Source organism: Celeribacter baekdonensis (assembly GCF_900102315.1).
Classification (GTDB): Bacteria; Pseudomonadota; Alphaproteobacteria; order Rhodobacterales; family Rhodobacteraceae; genus Celeribacter; species Celeribacter baekdonensis.
The window spans coordinates 1-25,860 of record NZ_FNBL01000001.1; the positions used below are offsets into that span (position 1 = coordinate 1).

At 57.7% G+C, this 25,860-nt stretch carries 24 protein-coding genes; 12 read left to right on the forward strand and 12 right to left on the reverse strand.

The window, feature by feature from the left end; all coding sequences use genetic code 11:
- Positions 1 to 39: 39 nt before the first annotated feature.
- The gene (locus BLT54_RS00005) at positions 40 to 1,050 is read right to left on the reverse strand and encodes an IS30 family transposase (RefSeq protein WP_074639867.1); all 1,011 of its coding nucleotides are present in this window, start codon (positions 1,048 to 1,050) and stop codon (positions 40 to 42) included.
- Positions 1,051 to 1,241: 191 nt separating this feature from the next.
- Positions 1,242 to 1,850 carry a cupin domain-containing protein gene (locus BLT54_RS00010; RefSeq protein WP_218129358.1) on the reverse strand — a complete coding sequence of 203 codons (609 nt, stop codon included), beginning with the start codon at positions 1,848 to 1,850 and terminating at the stop codon, positions 1,242 to 1,244.
- A 125-nt stretch (positions 1,851 to 1,975) separates the two neighbouring features.
- Here BLT54_RS00010 and BLT54_RS00015 point away from each other — a divergent pair, with 125 nt between their 5' ends.
- Together BLT54_RS00015 and BLT54_RS00020 are read left to right on the forward strand one after the other, a co-directional pair.
- Positions 1,976 to 3,250, forward strand: coding sequence for a 4-aminobutyrate--2-oxoglutarate transaminase (locus BLT54_RS00015; protein ID WP_074639869.1), 1,275 nt, complete (start codon positions 1,976 to 1,978; stop codon positions 3,248 to 3,250).
- A gap of 1 nt (position 3,251) precedes the next feature.
- Positions 3,252 to 4,706 carry an NAD-dependent succinate-semialdehyde dehydrogenase gene (locus tag BLT54_RS00020; RefSeq protein ID WP_074639872.1) on the forward strand — a complete coding sequence of 485 codons (1,455 nt, stop codon included), beginning with the start codon at positions 3,252 to 3,254 and terminating at the stop codon, positions 4,704 to 4,706.
- A 58-nt stretch (positions 4,707 to 4,764) separates the two neighbouring features.
- On the opposite strand, the gene BLT54_RS00025 is transcribed toward BLT54_RS00020, so the two are convergent.
- On the reverse strand, positions 4,765 to 5,814 hold the full coding sequence (locus BLT54_RS00025) for an ornithine cyclodeaminase (protein ID WP_074641288.1): 1,050 nt from the start codon (positions 5,812 to 5,814) through the stop codon (positions 4,765 to 4,767).
- Positions 5,814 to 6,743, reverse strand: coding sequence for an arginase (gene rocF, locus BLT54_RS00030; RefSeq protein ID WP_074641290.1), 930 nt, complete (start codon positions 6,741 to 6,743; stop codon positions 5,814 to 5,816). Before rocF ends, BLT54_RS00025 begins: the two co-directional genes overlap by 1 nt.
- Positions 6,744 to 6,874: 131 nt before the next feature.
- Here rocF and BLT54_RS00035 point away from each other — a divergent pair, with 131 nt between their 5' ends.
- The gene (locus tag BLT54_RS00035) at positions 6,875 to 7,303 is read left to right on the forward strand and encodes an Lrp/AsnC family transcriptional regulator (RefSeq protein ID WP_009571123.1); all 429 of its coding nucleotides are present in this window, start codon (positions 6,875 to 6,877) and stop codon (positions 7,301 to 7,303) included.
- Between the two features lie 103 nt (positions 7,304 to 7,406).
- Entirely contained in the window at positions 7,407 to 8,156 is a 750-nt protein-coding gene (locus BLT54_RS00040; RefSeq protein WP_074639874.1) for a helix-turn-helix transcriptional regulator, read from the forward strand.
- A 403-nt stretch (positions 8,157 to 8,559) separates the two neighbouring features.
- Here BLT54_RS00040 and tsf read toward each other — a convergent pair whose 3' ends face one another.
- Together tsf and rpsB are read right to left on the reverse strand one after the other, a co-directional pair.
- On the reverse strand, positions 8,560 to 9,435 hold the full coding sequence (gene tsf, locus BLT54_RS00045) for a translation elongation factor Ts (RefSeq protein WP_009571125.1): 876 nt from the start codon (positions 9,433 to 9,435) through the stop codon (positions 8,560 to 8,562).
- 105 nt (positions 9,436 to 9,540) lie between these two features.
- The gene (rpsB, locus tag BLT54_RS00050) at positions 9,541 to 10,314 is read right to left on the reverse strand and encodes a 30S ribosomal protein S2 (protein WP_074639877.1); all 774 of its coding nucleotides are present in this window, start codon (positions 10,312 to 10,314) and stop codon (positions 9,541 to 9,543) included.
- Positions 10,315 to 10,592: 278 nt separating this feature from the next.
- On the opposite strand from rpsB, the gene BLT54_RS00055 reads away from it, so the two are divergent.
- From BLT54_RS00055 to BLT54_RS00065, 3 genes are all read left to right on the forward strand, one after another.
- Entirely contained in the window at positions 10,593 to 11,486 is an 894-nt protein-coding gene (locus BLT54_RS00055; protein WP_074641294.1) for a PfkB family carbohydrate kinase, read from the forward strand.
- Positions 11,483 to 12,409: a pseudouridine-5'-phosphate glycosidase gene (locus tag BLT54_RS00060; RefSeq protein ID WP_143026696.1), complete on the forward strand. Its 927-nt coding sequence runs from the start codon at positions 11,483 to 11,485 to the stop codon at positions 12,407 to 12,409. Before BLT54_RS00055 ends, BLT54_RS00060 begins: the two co-directional genes overlap by 4 nt.
- 144 nt (positions 12,410 to 12,553) lie before the next feature.
- Positions 12,554 to 13,282: a DUF502 domain-containing protein gene (locus BLT54_RS00065; protein WP_074639880.1), complete on the forward strand. Its 729-nt coding sequence runs from the start codon at positions 12,554 to 12,556 to the stop codon at positions 13,280 to 13,282.
- 85 nt (positions 13,283 to 13,367) lie between these two features.
- On the opposite strand, the gene BLT54_RS00070 is transcribed toward BLT54_RS00065, so the two are convergent.
- Together BLT54_RS00070 and BLT54_RS00075 are read right to left on the reverse strand one after the other, a co-directional pair.
- A complete protein-coding gene (locus tag BLT54_RS00070; RefSeq protein ID WP_074639882.1) occupies positions 13,368 to 14,423 on the reverse strand; it encodes a patatin-like phospholipase family protein in 1,056 nt (351 codons plus the stop codon).
- A 132-nt stretch (positions 14,424 to 14,555) separates the two neighbouring features.
- The gene (locus BLT54_RS00075) at positions 14,556 to 15,341 is read right to left on the reverse strand and encodes a 3-hydroxybutyrate dehydrogenase (protein WP_074639884.1); all 786 of its coding nucleotides are present in this window, start codon (positions 15,339 to 15,341) and stop codon (positions 14,556 to 14,558) included.
- Between the two features lie 387 nt (positions 15,342 to 15,728).
- On the opposite strand from BLT54_RS00075, the gene BLT54_RS00080 reads away from it, so the two are divergent.
- Together BLT54_RS00080 and BLT54_RS00085 are read left to right on the forward strand one after the other, a co-directional pair.
- Positions 15,729 to 17,543, forward strand: a complete 1,815-nt coding sequence (locus BLT54_RS00080) for an extracellular solute-binding protein (RefSeq protein WP_074639887.1) — start codon at positions 15,729 to 15,731, stop codon at positions 17,541 to 17,543.
- A gap of 59 nt (positions 17,544 to 17,602) precedes the next feature.
- Positions 17,603 to 17,716 carry an entericidin EcnA/B family protein gene (locus BLT54_RS00085; protein WP_074641297.1) on the forward strand — a complete coding sequence of 38 codons (114 nt, stop codon included), beginning with the start codon at positions 17,603 to 17,605 and terminating at the stop codon, positions 17,714 to 17,716.
- Positions 17,717 to 17,850: 134 nt separating this feature from the next.
- Here BLT54_RS00085 and BLT54_RS00090 read toward each other — a convergent pair whose 3' ends face one another.
- Positions 17,851 to 18,531: a helix-turn-helix domain-containing protein gene (locus BLT54_RS00090; RefSeq protein WP_074641300.1), complete on the reverse strand. Its 681-nt coding sequence runs from the start codon at positions 18,529 to 18,531 to the stop codon at positions 17,851 to 17,853.
- 142 nt (positions 18,532 to 18,673) lie between these two features.
- The gene (locus tag BLT54_RS00095; RefSeq protein WP_074639889.1) at positions 18,674 to 18,910 is read right to left on the reverse strand and encodes a hypothetical protein; all 237 of its coding nucleotides are present in this window, start codon (positions 18,908 to 18,910) and stop codon (positions 18,674 to 18,676) included.
- A gap of 330 nt (positions 18,911 to 19,240) precedes the next feature.
- On the opposite strand from BLT54_RS00095, the gene BLT54_RS00100 reads away from it, so the two are divergent.
- From BLT54_RS00100 to BLT54_RS00110, 3 genes are read left to right on the forward strand one after another with little or no spacing between them, the layout of a single operon-like run.
- Positions 19,241 to 19,942, forward strand: coding sequence for a DsbA family oxidoreductase (locus tag BLT54_RS00100; RefSeq protein ID WP_176832790.1), 702 nt, complete (start codon positions 19,241 to 19,243; stop codon positions 19,940 to 19,942).
- Positions 19,939 to 20,475: a methyltransferase family protein gene (locus tag BLT54_RS00105; protein ID WP_074639891.1), complete on the forward strand. Its 537-nt coding sequence runs from the start codon at positions 19,939 to 19,941 to the stop codon at positions 20,473 to 20,475. Before BLT54_RS00100 ends, BLT54_RS00105 begins: the two co-directional genes overlap by 4 nt.
- A gap of 59 nt (positions 20,476 to 20,534) precedes the next feature.
- Positions 20,535 to 21,734 (forward strand): multidrug effflux MFS transporter, encoded by a 1,200-nt coding sequence (locus tag BLT54_RS00110; protein WP_074639893.1) that lies wholly within the window; start codon positions 20,535 to 20,537, stop codon positions 21,732 to 21,734.
- Positions 21,735 to 21,739: 5 nt separating this feature from the next.
- Here the strand turns inward: BLT54_RS00110 and mfd are convergent, their stop codons facing one another.
- A complete protein-coding gene (gene mfd / locus BLT54_RS00115; RefSeq protein ID WP_074639895.1) occupies positions 21,740 to 25,231 on the reverse strand; it encodes a transcription-repair coupling factor in 3,492 nt (1,163 codons plus the stop codon).
- A 6-nt stretch (positions 25,232 to 25,237) separates the two neighbouring features.
- Entirely contained in the window at positions 25,238 to 25,765 is a 528-nt protein-coding gene (locus tag BLT54_RS00120; RefSeq protein ID WP_074639898.1) for a component of SufBCD complex, read from the reverse strand.
- Positions 25,766 to 25,860: the final 95 nt, after the last annotated feature.

The following is a 25,860-nucleotide window of genomic DNA, read 5'->3' on the forward strand; positions in this document are numbered from 1 at the left end:
TGTGAACTCACAGTGAAGTGCAGTTCTTGATATCTCGTTTTACTCCAACCGGTTCTGTATTTCCATCAGGTTGCTTTCAAAGACCTCAGCGGGCGTCCGGTAGCCAAGGCACTTGCGCGGCGTTGCGTTGAGGCGGTGGCAAATCGACCTCAAATATCGATTTGTCAGCGCCGTCGGTGCGGTTGATCTTGGCAGGTATCGGCGCAGCCTGTTGTTCGTATTCTCAACAGTGCCTTTCTGATAGGGCGCTTGCGGGTCACAGAACCAGGCATCCGCACCGATCCCGGCCTTGAGAAGTTTCCAGGCCGAGAACTCGGTGCCGCGGTCGAAGGTGATCGACTGGCGCGCGTCGGCGGGCAGGGGAGCCAACCCGTTGATCAGGGACTCCATGATCGGTTTGGATTGGCGATCTTCATTACGCATCACGACGGCATAGCGGCTGACGCGCTCAACCAGTGACGTCACGTTTACCTTCCCATGCTCCTTGCGGAACATCACCAAGTCGCACTCCCAATGACCGAATTCTAAGCGTTCTGAGACGCGCTCAGGCCTGTGTGACAGGCTTTGAACGTCGAATATGTGGGTTCTGTTGTGCCTGCGGTAACCACGCGGCCGGCGGCGGCGGCGATGCTCAGGGAGATGGCGGTAGAACTGTTCCTTGCGACCGTCTTTGGAATAGGCAAAGCGATAGATCGTCTCGTGGCTCACGCGGATCGGGTGCCGTTCGATCCGCATCCGGCCGGCTATCTGTTCGGGCGACCAGCCAGCCTTCAGGCGGTCTTCGATGGCGGCTTTCAAATCAGGGTGAATGATCATCTTGCGATGGATCGCGCGGCGCTGCTCATATTTGTCCTGAGCGACGAGCGCGTGATACCCATTTAGCTCAGGCAGTTCGTCGTCCGTGTACCGATTACGCTTAATGTCTCGGTAGATCGTGGACGGGTCGCGACCCAGTCGATCCGCGATCTCTGAAATCGGCATTTTGGCTTCAAGCCACTTTGCAAGCTTGCGACGTTCGTCCAGCTTCAGGTGACAGTAGTGGGGTTCCATTCTTCATCCTCCGTGCAACTCTCTGTTTTAGTAAAGAATTTGCACTTCGTTTGTGAATCCACCGGTCTAAATCAAAAAGTCCTATAATTGGTATTATGTATATTAGTTGGATAATATGATACCGGAACTTCGTGTAATAAGGCTTTGTAATATAGACATTATACTCCAATCTCCACAGATCACCACATCCGCTAAAACGTCGGTGGCGTGCAGGCGCTGAACATCACACAGGGCTCCGGCCCAACCTGACGAAACCGATGCGGTGTGCGGCTGTCAAAATAATACGCATCGCCTGCGCCCAGAATTTTTCGCTCTTCGCCCACGGTGATCTCGATGCGGCCAGAGATCACAATGCCACCTTCCTCCGCCTCATGCCCATACATCACACGCCCTGTATCCGCGCCCGGTTGATAGGTTTCCTTCAACAACATCATCGCACGCCCGAACAATGTTGATCCCACTTGTTTGAGCGACAGCTTGCCTTTGCCGATCTCCACAAGATCCTCCGCCGCATAGAAAATCTGCCGTTCAGGATCAGGCTCAAAGGCAAAAAATTCTGACATCCGCACCGGAATGCCATCCAAGATTTTGCGCAGCGCACCGACCGAGGGATTCATCTTGCCGGACTCAATCAAGGAGATCGTCGAATTGGGCACGCCGACCTTTTTGGCCAAGGCCCGCTGTGACAGCCCGGCACGATCACGCAACACACGCAGCCGATGCCCAAGTGCCAGATCGTCCTGAACACCGGACTGCGGTTGATGGTGAGTCGCGGATGTTTCGGTGTTGGAGGTGTTCATTATATCCAAACTTTCGATTCAATACCCTATGATTATAAGGACTTAAAAACAGAAAGAAACAGACTATTGCGATATTCAAATCCCGCATAGCGTAGATTCAAACACAGATGTGAAAGGCTGTTCCCATGACCAATTCCGAGCTTGCCACCCGCCGCGCTGACGCTCTTGCCCGTGGCGTTGGCGTTATGACCGATCATTTCGTGACCCGTGCGCTCAATGCCGAAGTCTGGGACGAAGACGGCAATCGTTTGATCGACTTTGCCGCAGGCATCGCCGTGGTCAACACCGGTCACCGCCATCCGAAAGTGATCGAAGCGGTCACCGCACAGCTCGGCGCCTTCACCCACACCTGTCACCAAGTGTTGCCCTATGCGCCCTATGTGCGCCTGGCCGAACGGCTGAATGAAAAAGTGCCGGGTGACTTCGCCAAGAAGTCCATTTTTGTCACAACCGGCGCAGAAGCCGTTGAAAACGCAATCAAAGTGGCCCGTGCCTATACCAAACGCGACGCCGTGATCGCCTTTGGCGGTGGCTTTCATGGCCGCACCTTTATGGGCATGTCGCTGACCGGCAAAGTTGTTCCTTATAAGGTCGGTTTTGGCGCGATGATGTCCGACGTGTTCCACGTCCCCTACCCCTGTGCCCTGCATGGCGTCTCTGTCGATGACACGTTTGCCGCCCTTGAGGCTCTGTTCAAAGCCGATCTCGATCCGGCCCGCGTCGCCGCCGCCATTTTTGAACCGGTTCAAGGCGAAGGTGGCTTTTATCCGGCCCCGGCCGAGTTCGTCACCCGCCTGCGCGCGCTCTGCGACGCCCATGGCATCGTGATGATCGCCGACGAAGTGCAAACCGGCTTTGCCCGCACCGGCAAACTGTTCGCGATGGAGCAGTATGGTGTGGCGGCCGATATCACGACCATGGCCAAAGGCCTTGGCGGTGGCTTCCCGATCTCTGCGGTCACTGGCCGCGCTGAGATCATGGATGCGCCCAATCCGGGCGGTTTGGGCGGCACCTATGGCGGCAACCCGTTGGGGATCGCGGCAGGCAATGCGGTTTTGGATGTGATCGAGAGCGAAGGCCTGTGTGATCGTGCCGAAATGCTCGGTGGCAAACTCAAATCCATCTTGGCCGAGATCCAAAAAACCACGCCGGAACTGGCGGATATCCGCGGTCCGGGCTTTATGATCGCCGCCGAATTCCTCACCGCCGATGGCAAACCAAACCCGGAGCTGACCGGCAAAATCCGTATTGAAGCCTTGAAGCGCGGGTTGCTTTTGCTCACCTGTGGCGTCTATGGAAACGTCATCCGCTTCCTCGCTCCGCTCACCATCGAAGAGACCGTGTTTGATGAAGCCATGACCCTTTTGACTGAGGCGGTCGCTGCCGCCAGAAAGGCCTAAGATGCGCGAACTGAAAGATCCAAGTCTGTTTGAAACCCGTGCCTATGTGAATGGCGTCTGGATCGAAGGCAAAGCGACATTCCCGGTGGAGAACCCCTCCACCGGCGAGATCATCGCCCATGTCACCGATATGTCCGCCGAAGATGTCAGCATGGCCATTGATGCCGCGTATGCGGCCAAACGCGCCTGGGCGGCCAAAACCGGCAAAGACCGCTCCGCGATCCTGCGCAAACTCTTTGATCTCATGGTGGAAAACGCCGACGATCTGGCCACGATCCTGACCATGGAAATGGGCAAACCCTGGGCCGAGGCGCGGGGCGAAATCCTTTATGGTGCGTCCTATATCGAATGGTTCGCGGAAGAGGCCAAACGCGTCTACGGCGATCTTATCCCCGGCGCGCAAGCCGACAAACGCATGGTGATCATCAAGCAACCGGTGGGCGTTGTCGGCGCGATCACGCCGTGGAATTTCCCCAACGCGATGCTGGCGCGCAAGATGGCCCCGGCCCTCGCTGTGGGCTGTACCATGGTGGCGCGCCCGTCCGAATTCACCCCGCTCTCCGCCATCGCTTTGGCCGTTTTGGCCGAACGCGCGGGCGTGCCTGCGGGGGTGTTCAACGTGTTGCCGGGGCTGGACGCGTCGGGCATGGGGGCGGAGCTTTGCGCCAACACCAAAGTCGCCAAGATCACCTTCACGGGGTCGACCCGCGTTGGCAAAATCCTGATGCGTCAAGGGGCCGAGACGATCAAGAAACTGTCGATGGAACTTGGCGGCAACGCACCGTTCATCGTCTTTGACGACGCCGATCTGGATGCCGCCGTCGAAGGCGCGATGTTGGCGAAATTCCGCAACAACGGCCAGACCTGCGTCTGCGCCAACCGCATCTATGTTCAGGCCGGCGTCTATGATGCTTTCGCCGAAAAACTCGGTGTGGCTCTGGGTGCCCTGTCGCTGGGCGATGGCTTTGCTGAAGGCGTCAACACCGGGCCGCTGATCAACGCCGCAGCCGTCGCGAAGGTCGAAGATCATATTGCCGATGCGATCGCCAAAGGTGCGGAAGTTGTCATGGGCGGCACGCGCTCCAATTTGGGTCGGACCTTCTTTGAACCGACCCTGCTCAAGGGCGTGACGCAACAGATGAAAGTCGCCACCGAAGAGACCTTTGGCCCGCTGGCACCCTTGGTGAAATTCGACACCGAAGACGAAGCGGTCAGCTTTGCCAATGCCTCCGAATTCGGTTTGGCCGGGTATTTCTACACCCGCGACCTGAACCGCGCCTGGCGCGTGGGCGAAGCGATTGAAACCGGCATGGTCGGCATCAACACCGGGGTGATTTCAACTGAAATGGCACCGTTTGGCGGCGTCAAACAATCCGGCATGGGCCGCGAAGGGTCGAAATACGGCTGTGACGATTATCTTGAGATCAAGAACATGTGCTTTGGCGGGCTGTCCTAAACGCCTCCTAAGTCTCTGAAAGATAAAGCCTCCCACAAATGATGCGGGAGGCTTTTCTTTATCCGGCGCGGGTGAGCATCCCGAACAGATCGCGCGGATCGTCCGGGTCGGCCAAAAGATCAAGCGGTTCGGAAAACGCGGTCCCCGCCACTTTATCGCGCACGAACCGCAGGGCGGAAAAATCCTCAATCGCAAAGCCGACACTGTCAAACAGTGTCAATTGGTTGGCACCTGTGCGCCCCGGCACCTCGCCGCGCATCACTTGCCACAGCTCTGTGACCGGATGATCCGCCGCAAGCTGTTGAATTTCGCCCTCAATCCGGGTTTGTTCCGGGTATTCGACGAAAATCTGCGCCCGCGTCAAAATGTCTTTGTGAAGCTCGGTTTTGCCCGGACAATCGCCGCCAATCGCGTTGATATGCTGGCCGCGCCCGACCATATTGTCGGTCAGGATCGTGGCGCATTGTTTGTCAGCGGTGCAGGTGGTGATCACATCCGCGCCCTCAACCGCCTCCTGGGCGGAAGAACAGGCCATGATGTCAAACCCCTGCCCCTCCAGATTGCGTTTGGCCTTGGCCGTGGCCGCCGGGTCGATGTCATAAAGCCGCAAGCGGGTGATGCCACAAAGCGCGCGAAAGGCCAGCGCCTGAAATTCGCATTGCGCGCCATTGCCGATCATCGCCATCACCGACGCGCCTTTTGGCGCCAAATACCGCCCGACCAGCGCAGAGGTCGCCGCCGTGCGCAGCGCCGTGAGCAGCGTCATTTCCGTAAGCAGCACCGGATAGCCATTTGAAACTGAAGACAAAACCCCAAAGGCCGTGACGGTCTGGAATCCTTCTTTCATGTTCTTCGGGTGGCCATTGACGTATTTAAAACCATAAAGCTCCGCATCCGCCGTCGGCATCAATTCGATCACGCCTTCAAGCGAATGCGAGGCGACGCGCGGGGTTTTGTCGAACTCCGGCCAGCGTTTGAAATCCTCTTCGATATAGGCGGCCAAGTCCGACAAGAACCGATCAACGCCAAGACTGTGCACAAGGCGCATCATATTGGCGACGGAGACAAAGGGAACATAAGCCAATTCAGAGGGTTGCGGCGTATTCATCATCCAAAACTCCGGGTCATACGGTCCAAAACGCGACGGCCAAACAGGCTGGCCGTCAGATCACACAGCAGCTTTGCCGTGCGTCCGCGTTCGTCCAAAAACGGGTTCAATTCCACAAGGTCGAGCGAGGTCACGAGCCCACTGTCACAGAGCGTTTCCATGATCAGATGCGCCTCGCGAAAGGTCGCGCCGCCCGGCACGGTGGTGCCGACAGCGGGCGCAATCGCCGGATCGAGGAAATCGACATCAAAGCTGAGGTGCAACAGACCGTTGGCCGCCGCCACACGGTCCAAAAATCCGCGCAAAGGCGTCAAAACCCCGGTTTCGTCAATCGCACGCATATCATGAACTTCGATTCCTAAGGCGCTGATTGTATTGCGTTCTGCCTCATCTACCGAGCGAATGCCCATCAGGCACAGGTTTTCAACCGGCACAGAGGCGGCCAGATTTGGGTAGGCGTCAAACCCCGCCTGTCCAGTGTAATAGGCCATCGGCGTGCCGTGCAAATTGCCGCTCTCGGTGCTCGCAAGCGTGTGCAAATCCGGGTGCGCGTCGAGCCAGAGCACAAACAAAGGCCGGCCCTGCTCCGCCGCATAGCGCGCGATTCCCGGCACGGTGCCCGCCGCCATCGAATGATCGCCGCCCATGAAAATCGGCAGATCATAGGCCTTGGCGGCCGCATAGGCGGCGGGTTCCAATGCCTCGATCCATGCGATCGTGTCAGACAGGTTGTGTACGGCTGGATTGGCATGGGGCACAGGTGGCTGTGGCGCGACGTGTACGTCGCCAAGGTCAAAGACCTCCCAGCCCAAAGAGCGGATTGTGCGGGCCAATCCGGCGGTGCGCAGGCTGGCCGGACCCATCAAGCAACCGGGCTGAGAGGCCCCGGTTTCAACCGGAGCGCCGAGAATCGAACAGGTGCGTGTCATGCAGGTGCGTGTCATGGCTTTTCCTTTGGTTTTGATAAAGATGCACGAGGGAGGTGACAAAATGTACTGACTTATTGATCATATGAACTATATTATTGGTCAAAGTGATCAGATGTTTGGACAAAATGAACATGACGCCCCTTTCCGCCTCCGACCAAGCCCTGATTGCAGCTTTGCGGATGAATGCGCGCATGTCGATCACAGAACTGGCGCAGGTGGCCGGATTGTCCCGCACCACCACGCGCACGCGCTTGGACGCGTTGGTGGCGGAGGGCCGCATTCGGCGCTTTACCATCGAAACCGACGTCGATGTCGAAGGCGAGGTGAAAGCCATCACATTGGTCGAACTTCAGGGCAAAATGTCCCGCACCGTGATCCGCACCCTGACTCGCATTCCAGAGGTCTCAACCGTCTATGCCACCAACGGATCATGGGATTTGGTGGTCGAGATCAAAACCGACAGTTTGGTGAATTTCGACCGGGTTCTGCGCGAAATCCGCGAGGTGCCCGGCGTACTCAACTCGGAAAGTTGCCTCTTGCTTGCGCATGTGACGTCGTAACCGGCGGTGCATATGCGGCAAACATGCCGCGTTTTGTACAGATGTCAAAGCTGACGCAAGACGCCCCTTGTCTGTGCTCTATGTTGATCATTAAACTTCAGGCATGGGTGATGGAACGACCGAAGAAAAACTACACAGCATTCTTGACGCGACCACAGTGCAAGACGTGTGGGAGCGGATGCTGGACTTTGTGCTAGAGGCTGGATTCACCCATATCTTGTACGGCTTTACCCGATTCCACAGTGACTCGGGCTTTGGTGACGACAACGACCACTTGTTTTTGACCAATTTCGGCGCCGACTACATGAAGGGATATTTCCTTGAAGGGCGCTATCGCAACGGGCCAATGGTGCATTGGGCGCTGACCAATGTTGGCACCTGTTCCTGGAGTTGGATCAATGAAAACTTTGATAATCTCACTGCGCAAGAACGTGAGGTTTCCCTTTATAATCGGTCACTTGGCGTCACGTCCGGATATACAATCGCGTTTCAAAATGCGCTCAAACGGGCCAAGGGCGCGGTTGGCATATCGGTACAGCCCTTTGTGGGGACCCAAGCCGATGCCGATGCGATTTGGGCCGAAAAAGGGCGCGACATTGAATTGGTCTGCGGTGTGGCCCATTTGAAAATCATCACCATGCCGATGCCACAACGGATTTTGACGTCACGCCAACGCGAGGTGCTTGAGTGGATCGGAGATGGGAAAACCGTGGCGGATACGGCGCAAATTTTAGGACTCAACAAGGCCACCGTGGAAAAGCACCTGCGCCTGGCGCGTGAATCTCTGGGCGTTGATACCACCGCGCAGGCGGTGCTCAAGGCATCCTTTCACAACCAAATGTTCACGGTTTGATCAAAAGGTAAGGATTGCCGTAGTTTCGCCTTGGCCGATCTTATGGGAAACTGAATGTGTTCCTGCTTTCGAGGCTTGGCCTTTGGAACGGGGGGGTTGGGATCGCACACGTCATTTCGCTTACCGACGTCCTACAGGGGGTGCGGGCCTATTGATCGGCTTTGCGCTCCCTTTTTACATCGGAACCACCCCTGCTCCAATGCCCGAAAATTTGCTCATAGCCACGCGCCATAAAAAAGGGCCGACCCGCAGGCCGACCCCATTCATCTCACAATCTGCGCGACTGTGACTTAAAGCGTCACGCCTTTGACCTGAGACAGGGGAAAGGCGTGACGCCACCAGACATATCAATGGTGTGGGCGTTCCGCCATAAACCCGTGAGACAGGTTTATGGCGGAACGCTTTAGCCTTGAGCCGCTTTGGCAACTTCAGCGGCAAAATCTTCTGCCACTTTTTCAATGCCTTCGCCGACTTCGAGACGCACGAAACCGGTGATTTCCACGCCAGCTTCTTTTGCAGCCGCTTCAACGGTCAAATCGGGGTTCACCACGAAAGCCTGACCCAAAAGTGTGGATTCAGCGATGAATTTCGCCATCCGGCCTTTGATCATGTTCTCGATGATGTTTTCCGGCTTGCCAGATTCGCGCGCGATGTCGATCTGAACTTGCTTTTCTTTCTCGACGATGGCCGGATCAAGATCCGCTTCGCCCAGAGCCGCCGGGTTGGCCGCCGCGATGTGCATGGCAACCTGTTTGCCGAACGCATCGTTTGCGCCATTGAGGCCGACGAGAACGCCGATTTTGCCCATGCCGTCAGCCGCTGCGTTGTGGACATAGGTCACAACGGATGCGGCTTCGATTTTGGCCATGCGACGCAGACCCATGTTTTCGCCAATGGTCGCGATCTTGTCAGTGATGATCTCGGACACCGCTTTGCCGTTCACTTCAGCCGCATTGAGCGCCTCAAGATCGTCAGCCGCCAAAGCCGCAGACGCGATGTCTTTGACCATGGCTTGGAATTCGGCGTTTTTACCAACGAAGTCGGTTTCAGAGTTGACTTCAACAGCGACACCAACGCCACCGTCAACAGCCACACCCACAAGACCTTCAGCCGCCGTACGGCCAGCTTTTTTCGCGGCTTTCGCCAAACCTTTGGTGCGCAGCCAATCCACAGCGGCTTCGAAATCGCCATCGGTTTCGGTGAGCGCTTTTTTCGCGTCCATCATGCCCGCAGCCGTTGCTTCGCGCAGTTCTTTCACCATTGCAGCAGTGATTGCCATATCGGCTCTCCTCGAATGTCTTTGATCAGTCTCGGGGGCGGGCTTACCCTGCCCCCGTATCAATTTTGTAACGCCCGCGCGCAAATCGCGCAGCGGGTCGTCAAATTAGGCCTCGGAGGCTTCGGCTTCGGCCACGGCTTCTTCAGCCATCGCTTCTTCGAAGGCACCGATGTCAACGCCGGCGGCACCCATCTGAGCGGTCATACCAGCCAAAGCGGCACGCGCGACGAGATCGCAATAAAGCGAAATAGCGCGCGATGCGTCATCGTTGCCCGGGATGATGTAATCCACACCGTTCGGGGAACAGTTGGAGTCAACCACGGCCACAACCGGGATGCCGAGTTTTTTGGCTTCGAGAATGGCCAGGTCTTCTTTTTTCACGTCGATGACGAAAAGAAGATCCGGCACGCCGCCCATTTCACGAATCCCGCCGAGGGAGGCCTGAAGTTTGGCTTGGTCGCGTTCCATGTTCAGGCGCTCTTTCTTGGTGAGGCCTTCTGCGCCGTTTGCCAACGACTCATCAATCATGTTCAAACGCTGAATGGACTGGGACACGGTTTTCCAGTTGGTCAACGTGCCACCGAGCCAGCGGTGGTTCATGTAATACTGTGCGCATTTTTCAGCGGCTTCGGCAACGGGGCCCGCGGCCTGACGTTTGGTGCCGACGAAGAGAATGCGGCCCCCTTTCGCAGCGGTATCACGCACAACCTGCAACGCCTGCTCCAACATGGGCAAGGTCTGTGTCAGGTCGAAAATGTGGATGCCATTGCGTTCCCCATAGATGAATTCCTGCATACGCGGATTCCAACGCTGGGTTTGGTGACCAAAGTGTACGCCAGCTTCCAAAAGCTGACGCATCGAGAAATCAGGAAGCGTCATGTCCATAATCCTTTTCCGGTTTAACGCCTGAGCAGAGGTTCCGAGACTGATGTCTCAACCGGTGGACCTGTCGAGGATGTCTCCCCCGAAGGCCCGCCTCCGCCTGTGAAGTGATCGCGCATATAGATGTGAATTTTCCAAAGTGCAAGCCCCTGCCCGTCCAAACACCGGTGTTTTGCCCGCAGGCGTGCTTGAGGCGGCATTTGGACCGCAAATTTACAGGGTGGATCGTCGGCAATCCTTGCCATTCGGTCAAAATTGCGGTCATGGATAAGGCCATGAGTACACCATATAATATCCTTTGTATCGGGTCCGTGTTGTGGGACGTCATCGGTCGCTCGGATCGCGCCATGCGGTTGGGCTCGGATGTGCCCGGACGGATCATTCGCATTCCCGGCGGCGTGGCGATGAATATTGCCATGGCCTTGGCGCGGTTTGGCCTGTCGCCGGACTTGTTGACCGCCATCGGTCGCGACCCGGCGGGCGATGAATTGATTCAGGCGGCCACCGTGCGCGGCATTGGCACCGATCATGTCTACCGCTCCGATGACCTGCCGACCGACACCTATATGGCGGTCGAAGGTGCCAACGGGTTGATCGCCGCCATTGCCGATGCGCATTCCCTGGAAGCGGCAGGCGACAAAATTCTGCGACCGCTTGCCGATGGGCGCCTGGGCAGCCTTGAGGCGCCTTATAACGGTCCAATCGCACTTGACGGCAATCTCACCACGCAGCTTTTGCGCGAGATCGCCATTTCACCGCTCTTTGCCCGTGCCGATCTGCGCATCGCGCCCGCCAGCCCCGGCAAGGCCGAACGGCTTTTGCCGCTGCTCGATCACCCACGCGCCACCTTATATGTCAACATTGAGGAGGCCGGGCTTTTGGCCCACGCCACCTTTGACAGCTCGGCGCAGGCCGCGCAGGCGCTGGTCGCCAAAGGCGCGCATCGCGTTTTGGTCACCCATGGCGGCCAGGATGCCTCGATGGCCCGTCACGATATGGTCCTCACCCAAACCCCGCCGCCCGTGCTGGTCGCGCGGGTCACTGGCGCGGGCGATACGTTTATGGCCGCCCATGTTGCGGCCGAAATGCAAGGCGCGGATGAGGCAAACGCCCTCACCGAGGCCTTGAACGCCGCAGCCCAATATGTTTCTGGAGATACCCCGCTATGACTGATCTGAACTCTGGCCTGCCGATGATGTACGCCCCCGAAGTTGTGGCCGCCTTGGACACAGGCGCGCCGATTGTGGCGCTTGAATCGACGATCATCACCCATGGTATGCCCTACCCGCAAAACGTCGAGACCGCGCGGATGGTTGAGGCAGATGTGCGCACCGCCGGGGCTGTGCCCGCCACCATCGCCGTGCTTGATGGCGTGTTGCACATCGGCTTGACCGACACTCAACTGGAAGCTCTGGCACAGGCCAGCAATGTGATGAAAGTCTCGCGCGCCGATATGCCTGTCTGTATCGCGCTTGGGGCCACAGGTGCCACCACCGTGGCCGCCACGATGATCGCCGCCGAGATTGCCGGGATCAAAGTCTTTGCGACAGGCGGCATTGGCGGCGTGCATCGCGGTGCCGAAGAGACCTTTGACATCTCCGCCGATCTGTTGGAACTGGGTGAAACCGCCGTGACCGTGGTCGCGGCCGGGCCCAAAGCCATTCTCGACATTCCGAAAACGCTCGAAGTGTTGGAAACCCATGGCGTGCCGGTGATTGCCTATGGCCAAGATGAGATTCCGGCCTTTTGGTCGCGCGCCTCTGGTCTCAAAGCGCCTTTGCGACTGGACAGTCCCGAAGACATTGCGCGCGCCATGCAGGTGCGCGCGGCGATGGGCCTAAAGGGCGGGCAGTTGGTGGCCAACCCGATCCCGGAGGCGGACGAAATCCCGCAAGAGGTGATCATGCCCTTCGTGGAAACCGCATTGAAAGAAGCCGAGGCCCAAGGCATTTCCGCCAAAGAGGTTACGCCATTCTTGTTGCAGCGGATTTTTGAGCTGACCGAGGGCCGTTCGCTCACCTCCAACATTGCCTTGGTGCGCAACAATGCGCGATTGGCGGCCAGGATCGCCGCCGCGCTGTGCGCAAAGTAAGCAGATCGGCGACGGCTTGTAAAAATCATGAGAATTATGGCGGGGCGCGCGCTTTTCAGGGGCCTGCCATGTTGTGTCGGGGCCCATGCCACCCTAAGTTCTGGGAAACTGGCGGTTTCGCCCCTAATGCAGTGACAAATCGCGATGACCAATCCATTTGAAGATGGCCCTCACCTCCCTCCACGCAAACCAAGCCTTGGGGCACGGTTGCGCGCGGCCTTTTTGACCGGCCTCGTCGTTGTCGCCCCTATCGGCCTGACCGCCTATGTGATCTGGACGGTGATCGGCTGGGTCGATGGCTGGGTGCTGACCTTTGTGCCGCAGGCCTATCATCCCGACGCGTTGATCAACCGTTTGTTGGGCTATTCCGATCCTTTGGACCAAATTCACATCAACCTGCGCGGCGTGGGCGTGATCATTTTCCTGCTGTTCACCGTCGTCGTCGGCTGGATTGCCAAGGGTCTTGTCGGTCGCTCGCTGATCCGCTGGGCCGAACGGCTTGTTGATCGCACTCCGATTGTGCGGTCGATTTACAACGGCCTCAAACAGATCGCCGAAACGGTGTTTTCACAATCCGACACGTCCTTTGATAAAGCCTGTCTGGTCGAATACCCGCGCCGGGGCATCTGGGCGATCGGATTCGTCTCGACCAACGCCAAAGGCGAAATCGCCACACGCACGCCAAGCGATGAAGTGATGTTGTCGGTGTTTGTGCCCACGACACCCAACCCGACCTCGGGATTTTTGCTGTTTTTCCCGGAACATGACGTGGTGATTTTGGATATGTCGGTCGAAGATGCCGCCAAACTGGTGATTTCTGCCGGGCTTGTGTATCCAAACTCCAAAGATCCAACCGAACCTGCGTTGACCTAAAGCGTTCCGGCATAAAGCGTTCCGGCATAAACCCGTGATTCAGGGTTATGCCGGAACGCCCACAACAGTGATATGTCTGGCAGCGTCATCCAAACATCTGTTTGAGATCGACACTGGCGCGTTTGCCCAAATCATCAAAATGCGCGTCCAAAAACCGATCACAGGCCACGCGTCCCGCCTCTTTCATCCGCATCAAAAGCATCGGGGACGGTGACATTTTGGTGCGTGAGGACAAATCCTGCATCAGATCGTCATCGGCGATCATATGGATCAACACGTCTTTCATACTGCCCTCAGGCAACCGATTTTCGGCGATCAATTCGCGGACAAACTGCACCGCGCGCAATTCGCGCAACAAAGACGTGTTGAACGAAATCTCGTTGATGCGGTTTTGAATCTCTTCCGGCGTGGTCGGCGTGCCCGGACGCTCCAGCGGGTTGATATTGACGATCACCACATCTTGCGGAAATTCTGGTTCAAACAGTGGAAACAGCGCCGGATTGCCGGTGTAGCCACCGTCCCAATAGGGGTCCGTGATGCCCGTGATCGGGTCGGTCAGATCGACCGCCTGAAACAATTCCGGCAAACAGGCCGAGGCCAAAACCACATCCGTTGTCACCTCATCATGCGAAAACACCCGGATTTTTCCGGTGCGCACATTGGTGGTGGAGATAAACAGCGCGGGTCCCGCGCCGGTATGCAAAATGCCGCAGTCCATCGCATCGACGATGGGTCTGAGCGGGTTTTGATAAAACATGCCATAGGCATAGGGGCTGATCATCGTCGTCACGGATTCAAAGAAGTTAAACGGCATTGCCGCTTCCATCATCTTGGTCATGATTTCCGTGGTTGGCCCGAATTGCCGCAACCATGCGGACAGGCGCACATCGGTGATCGCCCCCATCTCGCCCCAAAGATCATCAAGCGCCGCTTTAGCGCCCGCGCGACCATTGCGCACCATCCCGGCTTTCAGCGCCACCCCGTTGAGTGCCCCCGCCGAAGTGCCCGAAATGGCGGCGATTTCGATCTCGTCATGCTCCAACAGCCGGTCCAGAACCCCCCAGGTAAAGGCCCCATGCGCCCCCCCGCCTTGCAAGGCGAGGTTGATCTGTTTTGGTTTGATTTTGGGTTTGCGCGTCATCTGAAGCCCTTTCCGGGACTGTTATTGGCAAAGGCGCGCCGCGTTGGGGGCGCCTTTGGATGTCATAGCGGGCCAAAGCGCGGCCTCACAGCGGGATCAACGTCGCATCACGTTGGTCGCATCACGTTGCGCTTACAGGGCGGTCCAGCCACCATCGACAGAAATCGTCGTGCCGGTGATTTGCTTGGCATAATCAGAGGCCAGGAACACACAAGTGCCGCCCAATTCTTCGACGGTGGCAAATTGTTTCGACGGCTGACGATCCAACAACACCTCACGGATCACGGTGTCGCGGTCCATGTTATACTGTTTCATCGTGTCGGGGATTTGCGCCTCCACCAGCGGCGTCAACACATAGCCCGGACAGACCGCATTACAGGTGATCGGCTCTTCGGCAGTCTCCAAGGCGGTGACTTTGGTCAGGCCGACGATGCCGTGCTTGGCGGCAACATAGGCGGATTTATAGGGCGATGCGGTCAGGCCATGCGCCGAGGCGATGTTGATCACCCGGCCCCACCCGGCTTTGCGCATCATCGGCAGGGCGGCTGCGGTGGTGTGAAAGGCGGAACTGAGATTGATCGCGATGATCGCGTTCCATTTTTCGACCGGGAACTCATCAATCGGGGCAACATGTTGAATACCGGCGTTGTTCACAAGAATATCGCACGCCCCCGCAGTCTCGATCAAGGCGCGGCAGTCGTCGGATTTGGACATATCGGCCTTGATATAGCGGACCTCAACGCCGTGCTCTTTGGCCATGTCTTTGGCCAATTGATGATCCTCATCGCGGTCTGTGAAAGAATTGAGGACGATGTTCGCCCCTGCTTTGGCCAATTCATGGGCGACGCCAAGCCCGATGCCGGAATTCGATCCGGTGATGATGGCGGTTTTGCCTGAAAGCGGTGTTTGCGTGCTCATAGCAGGTCTCCTTTATCTGTTCCCTCATAACTTACGTGCTGCGGGTGCAAAACAAAGGGGAGAATCACATTTACGGCAAAGAATCGGGGTCACACTGTGGCGAGGCAAACCGTGATTGTGCGTGAAGCGGCGGCGTTTGGACCGATGCACATCCTCGGATCAGCCAAGCCTGCTTGGGGTTTACCCAAAGTCAGGGCAAAAAAAACGCCCGCACAAGGCGGGCGCTGAGTTATTGAGGCAGGTTTCATACAGGCAAGAAACCTATCGAGCAGTGAGGTCTTTATACGCGTTTCTCCGCCGCACTCCAAGCTAAAAGTTTGAATTCATGTCCAAGCCGTCGTAGTTTCACTTTCAATAATAACGCAAAACGAAGGCATTGTTCGCGATATGGCACAGCAGTTTTTCCAAACCCTTCGCACAACATCAGCGGTGGTCACCCTTTGCGTTTTGGCCAGCTCGCTTTCGGCCGCGCCGCAAACCGGGTTGGCGATGTATGGCGATCCTGAATTGCCCGCCGATTTCAGTGCCCTGCCCTATGTCAATGCCGATGCCCCCAAAGGCGGTGCGATCATCACCGGCGAAGGCGGCAGTTTCGACAGTCTCAATCCCTTTATTCAAAAAGGCAAAGCGCCTTGGCAATTGCGTTATCTCATGGCCGAAAGCCTCATGGGACAGGCGTTTTCCGAACCTTTCACGCTTTATTGCTTGCTTTGCGAAACCGTCGAGACCGACACCGATCGCACTTGGGTCGAATTCACCCTGCGTGACACGGCCCGGTTTTCTGATGGCACCCCGGTCACCGTCGAAGACGTGATGTGGTCCTATGAAACGCTTGGCACCCAAGGCCATGGCCGTTATGCCACGCTTTGGGGTCAGATTGCGCGCATGGAACAGACCGGCGAGCGCTCGGTCAAATTCACCTTCAACACCCCCAATCGCGAATTGCCGCTGTTGACCGCGATCCGGCCCATCCTGAAAAAAGCCTATTGGGACGACAAGGATTTCACTCAATCCGGCTTTGACACGATCCCCGTCTCGTCCGCCCCCTATGTGATCACCGATGTGCAGCCGGGCATGTTTGTCGAACTGACCCGCAACCCGGACTATTGGGGCAAGGACGTGCCGTTCATGCGCGGTCAGGCCAATTTGGACACCATCCGGTTGGAATATTTCGCCGACGCCTCTTTGGTGATCGAAGCATTTAAGGCCGGAACGCTGAATGCGCACCGCGAATTCAACATTCAGACCTGGCAAGACCAATATGATTTCCCCGCCGTTGCGCGTGGCGACGTGATCAAATCGGTGATCCCGCATCAACGCCCCACCGGGATGACCGGCTTTGCGATGAACACCCGCCAGCCGCAATTTGCCGATTGGCGCGTGCGTCAGGCGATGATCGAAGCGTTCAATTTCGATTATATCAACGAGGCCCAGACCGAGAGCCAACAGACCCGGATCACCTCTTATTTTTCCAACTCGCCGCTTGGTATGCGCCCCGGTCCCGCCGAGGGCCGCGTGGCCGAGCTTTTGGCCCCTTATAAAGACCAGCTTTTGCCCGGCACGCTTGAGGGCTATGAGCTGCCCGAGACCTCCGGGCGTGAATTGGACCGGGGCGCGATGCGCCGGGCCCTTGGGTTGATGGAACAGGCCGGATGGACGATCCAAAACGGCCAGATGAAAAACGCTGCGGGACAGCCCTTTGCCTTTGAGATCGTGCTCAAGGTCGGTGATGATGAAAACCAGTCGATCATCGACACCTACACGCAAATGCTGCTGCACCTCGGCATCACGCCGAAAATCTCCGTCGTCGATTCCGCGCAATACACGCAGCGGATGGAGACGTTTGATTTTGGCATGACCCCGGTGCGCTATGGTCTCTCGCTCAGCCCCGGCAACGAACAATACGCTTATTTCGGCCAAGCCGCCGCCGACACGCCCGGCTCGCGCAACATTGCCGGGATCAATGATCCGGTGGTCGATGCGATGATTGACAAAATGTTGGATGCCGGGAACCGCGAAGACAGCTTGGCGGCCACCCGCGCGCTTGACCGGGTGCTGACGGCGGGCCGCTATGCCATTCCGCTCTATGCCTGGAACGAAAGTTTTGACGCACATGTGAAAGAGCTAAAATATCATGACACCTTGCCGCTCTATGGCGACTGGATTATGTGGCGGGAAATGACGTGGTATTGGCAGGAGTGATCCGCCACGTTTATCCGCCAAACCTGATCGCTCAACCTTTGCCTTTTGGGAAGAAAACCATGAGAAAAGCAGCCCTCATCCTCCTCACCCTCGCGCTCGCCTCCTGTGGCACTGTTGCCGGCGTGGGCGAAGACATCACCGGCGCCTCGCGCACGGTTCAGGGGTGGTTCTAAGCGGTGCTTTTGAAAGGCACCGTGCTTATCCTGTGTCTGAGTTTGGCTCTGTCCGGCTGTACCGTGGCGCGCGTGGGGGCGAAAGCCACCAAAGGCGTGGTCAAAACCACCTCTAAGGTCGTGTTCTGAGCCGCTTACGCCAGTGATGTGACCCACAGGATCGTCGCATCTTCCGGGCTGACCGAGATCACATTATGCCCCATCGACGCGTCATAATAGGCGCTGTCGCCCCGGCGCATTTCGACCGGCTCATAGAATTCAGTGATCAATTTGATCACCCCGGTGAGCACGTAAAGAAACTCTTCGCCATCATGGCGCACCCAGCCATCGAACTCTTCGAAATCCCGCGCCCGGATCGTGGCGCGATAGGGCAGCATGGATTTTTTGGTCAGCGCCGTCGCCAACATTTCATGCTCATAGGTCGCCGTCGGATGCGCCACCCCTTCGCCCGATTTCGTCACCGCCATGCGGCCGGAAATCTGCGCCTTTTGTGGCGGGGTGAACAGTTGCGGCACCGAAATCTCAAGCCCCACTGCGAGTTTTTTGAGCGCATCATAGGTGGGTGACATCTGACCGTTTTCGATCTTGGACAGGGTGGACCGCGCCAGACCGGCCTGCCCCGCCGCCTGTTCCAACGTCCAGCCCCGCGCCTTGCGCAGATCGCGCACGCGCAGGCCCAAATCCAAAGGCCGCGCCTCATCGGGTGCGCCTTCGCCACTTTCGCGGGCCAATCGGATCAGGCTTGGGGTGCGTGTGTCCGGGTCTGAGTCCGGGGCGGTGTTCGGGTTGGTGTCTGGTGTCGGTGTGTCGCTCATGCCGTCTTGTAGCGCCTGTGAGACAAAAAAGAAAACCCCCGGATGCTGTTGCACGCATCTTCGGGGGTTCTTGGGACGGGCGGTAGCTTGGGGGAACTGCTCGTGAGGTTTCCGCCGACCCTAAACGTGATGACCTTCGGCGTTAGTCGCCAATCGGCAATTCGCCGGTCAAGAATTCGATCTGGCTCAACCCGTCCGATTGAACCTGCGCCACCAATGTGTCCAGCGCCCCAGCGGCAATCGCCAAAGCCGCCAAAAGACCCAACGCAAGCGTCGCAACAGGCATCCTCATGCGACGACGAAAAGACAGTGTTTCAAAAGACCCATTGGGGCCGCGTCCCTGAAAGGTGCTGAACTGCTTGCCGGAGATATACGCCATGATGATGAACCTTGTTGAACACTAAAAAATCAGTCGTTGCAGTGAGTTAACCATGAGTCGCGCGCCGCGTCACGCGCGCCAATCGGTAACATCTCCACCCCTGACAGCCATAATTTTCATCAGAACGCATCAAGAACAAATCAGGAATTCGCGCAGTTTGCAAAGTTGCAAACCCGCCCTGAACACAAGATATAGGTCAATGAGAACATCCACCGGACTGGAAAATGTGAGCCATCGGAATATTTTCCTTTTCTCACCCCTCCCGCCTCGGAGCGTCATGGGCTATGTACGCCAGACCAAATTGACGCCTCAGCCCTTCGGAGTCCGCCCATGATCTCGCCTGTGATCCCGCTTGATATTTTCCACGACCCGATCTGCCCTTGGTGCGCCATCGGCAAAGCCCGGCTTGACCGCGCCTTAGAGGCCCGCCCCGATCACCCTTTCGCGCTGCAATGGCATCCGTTTCAATTGAACCCGACGATGCCAAAGGGCGGCATGGAGCGGCAGGCCTATTTGAATGCGAAATTCGGCGGCGCGGAGCGGGCGCGCAAAGCCTACCTGCCGATCATCGAGGTGATGCTAAAGGAAATGCCAAAGGTCGATCTTTTGGCGATCAAGACCACACCCAACACCTTGGACGCGCATCGGCTGATCCATTGGGCCGGGATCGAGGGCCGTCAAACGCCGATGGTCTCCGCCCTCTATCGCGCCTATTTTCAGGAAGGTCGCGACATTGGTGATGTGGAGACGCTGGTCGCGCTGGCCGAACGCGTTGAAATGGATGGCGCGGCCGTGCGTCGCCTTTTGCTCTCGGACGCCGATGTCGAAGACATCCAAACCCGCGACACCCACGCGCGTGAGCGTGGCGTCAACGCCGTGCCGCTTTATATCGTCGCCAATCAACATGCCGTCGAAGGCGCGCAACCGCCCGAGCTTTGGATGCGGGTGAACGACGAATTGACTGCCCAGATCGCCGCAGACGATCAGAATGCAGACGATCAGGATGATGACCCGTCACAGGCCTTGGTATGATCCCATCCGGGCTTTGGATCGGACTGTTTGGTGCCCTCGGCTGGATCACGATCCTGACCCATGCCGTGATATTTCCTGCGGCTCGAATTTGGCCACCAAAGCACCGCGCCGGATCCGTGGCCGAAGCGGTCACCATGATTTGGTCTTGGGGGCTGACCATCTGCATTTATGTCGGACTGGTGCGATTGGGCGCAGAGGACGGCAATGTGTTGGACCTGCCAAACCCGCTACGCTGGATCGGCGGCGGCGCCTTGGCGCTGATCGGCTCAGCGTTGCACAGTTGGGGCACGGCGGCGTTGGGCCTCAAAGCCACCTGCGGCTTTTGCCCGGACGCCGCACCCTGCGACACAGGCCCATATCGCCACATCCGCCATCCGCAATACCTTGGCCAAGGCCTGTCCTTTCTTGGACTGGCGCTGATCTCTGGCGGAGATCGCGTCTGGATCGTCGCCTGCTTGGGCTGTTTGGCGCTCCTCTTCGCTGCAAACCGAGAGTCTGCGCATCTACGCACAGCCCCTCAAGCAGTCGGCTGACTGGTCAAATCAAGGCCCACCTCATAAGGTGCCGCGACCTTTATTGACAGGATGCCTCCATGCCTCGCCGTTTGCCGCAACTCGAATTCACGGCTCTTTTGGCTCTGCTGTTTGCCATTGTTGCCTTCTCCATTGATGCCATGCTGCCGGGCCTGCCCGAAATCGCTGCTGACCTGTCCCCCAGCGACCCAAACCGGGCGCAGCTGGTGCTTGCGGCCTTTGTCTTTGGCATGGGGTTTGGCACTTTGGTCAGCGGGCCGATCTCCGATCATTTCGGACGCAAGCCTTTGATCCTGTTTGGCCTTTTGCTCTACGCTCTGGGCGCGATCTTTGCCGGGCTGTCGCATTCCATGGAGATGATGCTTGTTGGGCGCGTCCTTCAGGGCTTTGGCGCCGCCTTCCCGCGCACCGTCGGTGTGGCCATGGTGCGCGATCTCTATGAAGGGCGTGATATGGCCAAAATCATCTCCTTCGTGATGACGATTTTCATGCTGGCCCCAGCCGTCGCCCCCTCTGTCGGCGCTTTGATCATTGGCAGCTTTGGCTGGCACGGGATTTTCGCGTCTTTCGTGCTTTTGGCCGTGATCAGCGCCCTGTGGTTTGGTCTGCGCCAAAGCGAAACCCTTGCCCCGGAAAATCATCGCAAACTCAATCCGCGCGATCTGATACAGGGCGTCCGTCATGTGCTTGGCATCTACAATGTCCGGCTTTACATCCTGATCCTGACCCTTGGATTTGCTCAGATGTTTTCCATCCTCTCCTCGGTCCAACAGATTTATGACCAGAGTTTCGATCTTGGTGCCAGCTTCCCCTATTGGTTCGGGGGCACCGCCATCCTCAGCGCCGCCGGGGCCGTCATCAACGGCAATTTGGTCACCCGTTTGGGCATGCATGTCATGATCCGACTGGGCTACCGCATTGCCGTCACCGCCTCGCTCATCGCTCTGATCTTGAACCTGACGGGCGTTGCGGATGCGTCCTCCTTTGGCTTTGCCGTGTTCTTTGTCTGGACCGTGGCGATGTTCTTTATCAACGCCTTTACCTTTGGCAATTTGAATGCTCTGGCCATGGTGCCTTTGGGCCGCATGGCGGGCATGGGCAATTCGGTGATCGGCGCGCTGTTCACCATGGGCTCCGTGGTGATTGCTGTGCCGGTTGGCCTGATGTTCAATGGCACCCCGCTGCCGGTGATGGTCGCGGGATTGCTTTGTTCTGGACTGGCCCTGGCGCTGTTCCGTCTGGAGCGAAAAGAGGCCTAACCTTTTTATTTTTTAGGGGTTTGCGTGGCAGACTTCGCGTGATTGGCAAGGTCTTGGGCGATGGAAAACGCGCCCTTGATCTTGTCTGACTCCCGCGTCCAATCGCGCCGCACGATGATCTTGTTGTCCTTGACCTTGGCGTGGCCCTTTTGCGCCTGAATGAAATCGACAAGCCCGACCGGATTGGCGAATTTGTCATTGTGGAACTGGATCGTGGCACCTTTTGGTCCGCCGTCCAGTCGCGCAATCCCGGCGGCGCGGCATTTCTCTTTGATCCGAACAACGAGTAATAAGGTGTTGACCTCTTTCGGCAATTTGCCAAACCGGTCGATCAGTTCGGCGGCAAAACCTTCAAGCTCCACCTTGGTGTGCAGACCGGACAGGCGGCGATACAGCCCCAAACGCACATCAAGATCGGGCACGTAAGTCTCTGGAATCAAAACAGGAACGCCCAAGTTGATCTGCGGGGCCCATTGCCCGTCATCATCCAAAGTGATCGCCTCTTGCCCGGATTTGATCTTGGCAATCGCCTCTTCCAACATGGATTGGTAGAGTTCAAAGCCGACCTCTTTGACATGGCCGGACTGTTCCTCACCCACAAGATTACCTGCGCCTCGGATGTCAAGGTCTTGAGATGCAAGGGTAAATCCGGCCCCCAGCATATCAAGAGACCCGAGCACCCGCAGCCGTTTTTGCGCCTGCGGCGTCAAAGGCGCGCGCGGTTTGGTGGTCAGATAGGCGTAAGCGCGGGTTTTGGCGCGACCGACCCGGCCCCGAATTTGGTAAAGCTGCGCCAGCCCAAACATATCGGCACGGTGAATGATCATCGTGTTGGCGGTCGGAATGTCGATGCCGCTTTCGACAATGGTCGTCGCCAAAAGCACATCATATTTGCCGTCATAAAACGCGTTCATCCGATCATCCAACTCGCCTGCGGCCATCTGGCCATGGGCGACGACATGGGTGACCTCGGGCACTTGGTCTTTCAAAAACGCCTCGATCTCAGGAATGTCTTTCACGCGCGGCACAACGAAAAAGCTTTGCCCGCCACGATAATGTTCGCGCAGCAAGGCCTCGCGCACCGTCACCGTATCGAATTCTGAGACATAGGTGCGGATTGAAAGGCGATCGACCGGCGGCGTGCCGATGATCGACAAATCACGCACCCCGGTCATCGACATTTGCAGCGTGCGCGGGATCGGCGTGGCCGAAAGTGTCAGTACGTGAATGTCGGATTTGAGCGATTTCAACCGCTCTTTATGGGTCACGCCAAAGCGCTGTTCTTCGTCAACAATCAACAGTCCAAGGTTTTGAAACCGCACGTTTTTCGCCAAAAGCGCATGGGTGCCAACGACAATGTCGATCTCGCCTGAGGCCAACCCGTCGCGCGTCGCGGCCATGTCTTTTTGGCTGACAAAGCGCGACATGGGGCGCACATTGACCGGCAAGCCCCGGAACCGTTCGGCGAAGGAGCGGAAATGTTGCCGCGCCAAAAGCGTGGTCGGTGCGATCACCGCCACCTGCGCGCCAGACAGGGCCGCGACAAAGGCCGCGCGCATCGCCACTTCGGTTTTGCCAAACCCCACATCGCCGCAAACCAGACGGTCCATCGGCCGTCCGGCTTCGAAATCCTCCAACACGTCTTCGATGGCTTTGAGCTGATCCTCGGTTTCCGAATAGGGGAAGCGGGCGCAAAACGCCTCCCACATGTCTTGCGGCGGGATCATGATCGGGGCTTTGCGGATATGACGTTCGGCGGCAATGCGGATCAGCTTTTCGGCGATCTCGCGAATGCGGTCTTTCATCCGCGCCTTTTTCGCCTGCCACGCGCCGCCGCCAAGCTTGTCCAACAGGCCTTCGTCATGGCCATATCGGCTTAAAAGTTCAATGTTTTCAACGGGGAGGTAAAGCCGATCCCCGCCTGCATATTCGAGCAAAAGACATTCATGCGCCGCGCCTAAGGCGGTGACCACCTCAAGCCCACGGAAAATCCCGACGCCATGATCGACATGGACGATCAAATCGCCCGCACTGAGCGACGAATGTTCGGTGAGAAAATTTTCAGCCCGCTTTTTACGCCCCGGACGGCGCACCAAACGGTCGCCCAACACGTCTTGCTCGGAGATCACCGTGACCGACTGGCCCTCGCCGGTCGGGGCCTCGAACCCTTCTTCGAGCGCCCAGACCGACAAGAACACCCGACCCAGACTCTGGCCCTGACCGTCGGGCACATCGCGCCAATCGTCGATCTCGATGAGCCCGGTCATGTCCTGGTCTTCAAGCAGGGTTTTCAACCGATCCCGTGCGCCCTCCGACCAAGAGGCAAGCACCACCGCCCCCTGTTTGCGTCGTTTCTCAACATGATCCGCCAACTCTTCGAAAAGATTGACGTTTTCCATTTGGCGTTCGGGCGAAAAATTGCGCCCAACACGCCCGCCCGCGTCCAACACACCGGGACCCGACGCCTGCGGCAGCGGGTGAAAATGGATCACCCGCCGGCCTGCAATCGCCGCTTCCCAAGCCGCATCGTCCAGATACAAAAGTGCTGGCGGACAAGGTTTATAGACGCTGTCCATCCGACCCTTGGCCGTGAGCGCCTCGCGCCGGGCATCATATTGATCGGCAATCGAGGCCCAACGCGAAAGACGCGCCGCAGTCGATTGATCATCCAGGGAAATGGACGCATCCGGCATATAGTCGAACAGAGTGTCAAGCCGGGCGTGGAAATACGGCAACCAATGCTCAAGACCCGCGTGTTTCTTACCCGCCGAGACCGCCTCGTAGAGCGGATCATCGGTGCCCGCCGCGCCAAATTCAACGCGGTAATTTTGCCGGAACCGGGTGATGGACGCCTCGTCCAAGATGACCTCGGAGACCGGGGTAAAGGTGATCTCTTCCAAGCTGTCGATGGTCTTTTGGCTGGCCGGATCAAAACGGCGCAGCCCGTCCAATTCATCGCCAAAGAAATCAAGCCGCACCGGCAGCCCTTGGCCCGGAGGAAAGACATCAATGATGCCGCCCCGGATCGCATAATCGCCATGTTCGACCACGGTCGGCGCCTGGGTAAAGCCCATGCGCACGAAAAAGCCGCGCAGTTCCGCCTCGTTGACGCGCTGGCCTTTGCGCATGACAAACGCCGCTTGCGCCAGCGTGTCGCGGGTTGGCACGCGCTGGGTGGCGGCGGAGAGCGTGGTCAAAAGCACGAACCGTTTCGGCATCGCATCATGCGCCAGCGCGGCCAACGTCGCCATGCGCGCGGCGGCGACATCGGAATTGGGCGACATCCGATCATAGGGCAAACAATCCCAGGCCGGAAAGTCGATCACCGGCAGATCGGGCGCGAAAAACCGCAAAGCGGCGCGCAGGGCGGCGAGGCGTTTGTCATCGCGCGCGACATGGATCACCGGACCGTTTGAACGGCTGACCTCGCGGGCGAGGAGAAAGGCGTCAAACCCCTCAGGAGCGCCCCCAAGGGTGAGATGGGTGGATGGTTTCATCGCCAATCAGCCTCCCAGCGGACCCGTGACGATGTTTTGGTACATGCCCCACATCGCCGTGACAAAGATCGACACCATGCCGATGAGTTGAACCAAAAACCGATGACGGCGCAGCACAGAGATCAGCGCCTCGCCTTTCGGTGCATGGGTTGTGATATTATGCGCGGTGCGGATATTGAGCGCGCCGACAAACGTCATCGGAAACAGCATCAGAAACACCGCCTGAGAAAACTCAACCCCATAGAAAAACCCGGTCACGCCCAAAAGCGTGATCACCGTGGCCGCCAGCGCGGTGAGCAACAGACCGGAGACTTCGGCAATGTTCAAAAGTCGTCCGGTGTTGATCCGCACCATGTCTTCAAGATCCTGCATCCGATCACCGCCCTGCCGCTTGGCCTTGAGCGCCAAATCAAATGGCACGCCCAAGACAAAATGCGAGGCGGTGGACCACAGGATCGCCAAGCCGATCCAATACCACATATTCGAGAAGGACCGCGTGTCGAGCACTTCGAAAAGGGTTGCGTAAATATCCAAGGCTCTGCTCTTTTCTTATGGTTTGGTCTTTTGGGGGCATGGTGCCGCCCCAAAAGAGACGACCTATCCGTCTTCTAACGCCTCTGTGCCGGGAT

Coding starts and splice junctions, on each gene's coding strand:
- rpsB (WP_074639877.1), bottom strand. CDS start 10,314: ATGACGCTTCCTGATTTCTCGATGCGTCAGCTTTTGGAAGCTGGCGTA.
- BLT54_RS00105 (WP_074639891.1), top strand. CDS start 19,939: ATGATCCCATCCGGGCTTTGGATCGGACTGTTTGGTGCCCTCGGCTGG.
- BLT54_RS00020 (WP_074639872.1), top strand. CDS start 3,252: ATGCGCGAACTGAAAGATCCAAGTCTGTTTGAAACCCGTGCCTATGTG.
- BLT54_RS00035 (WP_009571123.1), top strand. CDS start 6,875: ATGACGCCCCTTTCCGCCTCCGACCAAGCCCTGATTGCAGCTTTGCGG.
- BLT54_RS00005 (WP_074639867.1), bottom strand. CDS start 1,050: ATGGAACCCCACTACTGTCACCTGAAGCTGGACGAACGTCGCAAGCTT.
- BLT54_RS00025 (WP_074641288.1), bottom strand. CDS start 5,814: ATGAATACGCCGCAACCCTCTGAATTGGCTTATGTTCCCTTTGTCTCC.
- mfd (WP_074639895.1), bottom strand. CDS start 25,231: ATGAAACCATCCACCCATCTCACCCTTGGGGGCGCTCCTGAGGGGTTT.
- BLT54_RS00070 (WP_074639882.1), bottom strand. CDS start 14,423: ATGACGCGCAAACCCAAAATCAAACCAAAACAGATCAACCTCGCCTTG.
- BLT54_RS00065 (WP_074639880.1), top strand. CDS start 12,554: ATGACCAATCCATTTGAAGATGGCCCTCACCTCCCTCCACGCAAACCA.
- BLT54_RS00075 (WP_074639884.1), bottom strand. CDS start 15,341: ATGAGCACGCAAACACCGCTTTCAGGCAAAACCGCCATCATCACCGGA.
- BLT54_RS00015 (WP_074639869.1), top strand. CDS start 1,976: ATGACCAATTCCGAGCTTGCCACCCGCCGCGCTGACGCTCTTGCCCGT.
- BLT54_RS00055 (WP_074641294.1), top strand. CDS start 10,593: ATGAGTACACCATATAATATCCTTTGTATCGGGTCCGTGTTGTGGGAC.
- BLT54_RS00110 (WP_074639893.1), top strand. CDS start 20,535: ATGCCTCGCCGTTTGCCGCAACTCGAATTCACGGCTCTTTTGGCTCTG.
- tsf (WP_009571125.1), bottom strand. CDS start 9,435: ATGGCAATCACTGCTGCAATGGTGAAAGAACTGCGCGAAGCAACGGCT.
- BLT54_RS00085 (WP_074641297.1), top strand. CDS start 17,603: ATGAGAAAAGCAGCCCTCATCCTCCTCACCCTCGCGCTCGCCTCCTGT.
- BLT54_RS00095 (WP_074639889.1), bottom strand. CDS start 18,910: ATGGCGTATATCTCCGGCAAGCAGTTCAGCACCTTTCAGGGACGCGGC.
- BLT54_RS00090 (WP_074641300.1), bottom strand. CDS start 18,531: ATGAGCGACACACCGACACCAGACACCAACCCGAACACCGCCCCGGAC.
- BLT54_RS00040 (WP_074639874.1), top strand. CDS start 7,407: ATGGGTGATGGAACGACCGAAGAAAAACTACACAGCATTCTTGACGCG.
- rocF (WP_074641290.1), bottom strand. CDS start 6,743: ATGACACGCACCTGTTCGATTCTCGGCGCTCCGGTTGAAACCGGGGCC.
- BLT54_RS00080 (WP_074639887.1), top strand. CDS start 15,729: ATGGCACAGCAGTTTTTCCAAACCCTTCGCACAACATCAGCGGTGGTC.
- BLT54_RS00060 (WP_143026696.1), top strand. CDS start 11,483: ATGACTGATCTGAACTCTGGCCTGCCGATGATGTACGCCCCCGAAGTT.
- BLT54_RS00010 (WP_218129358.1), bottom strand. CDS start 1,850: ATGAACACCTCCAACACCGAAACATCCGCGACTCACCATCAACCGCAG.
- BLT54_RS00100 (WP_176832790.1), top strand. CDS start 19,241: ATGATCTCGCCTGTGATCCCGCTTGATATTTTCCACGACCCGATCTGC.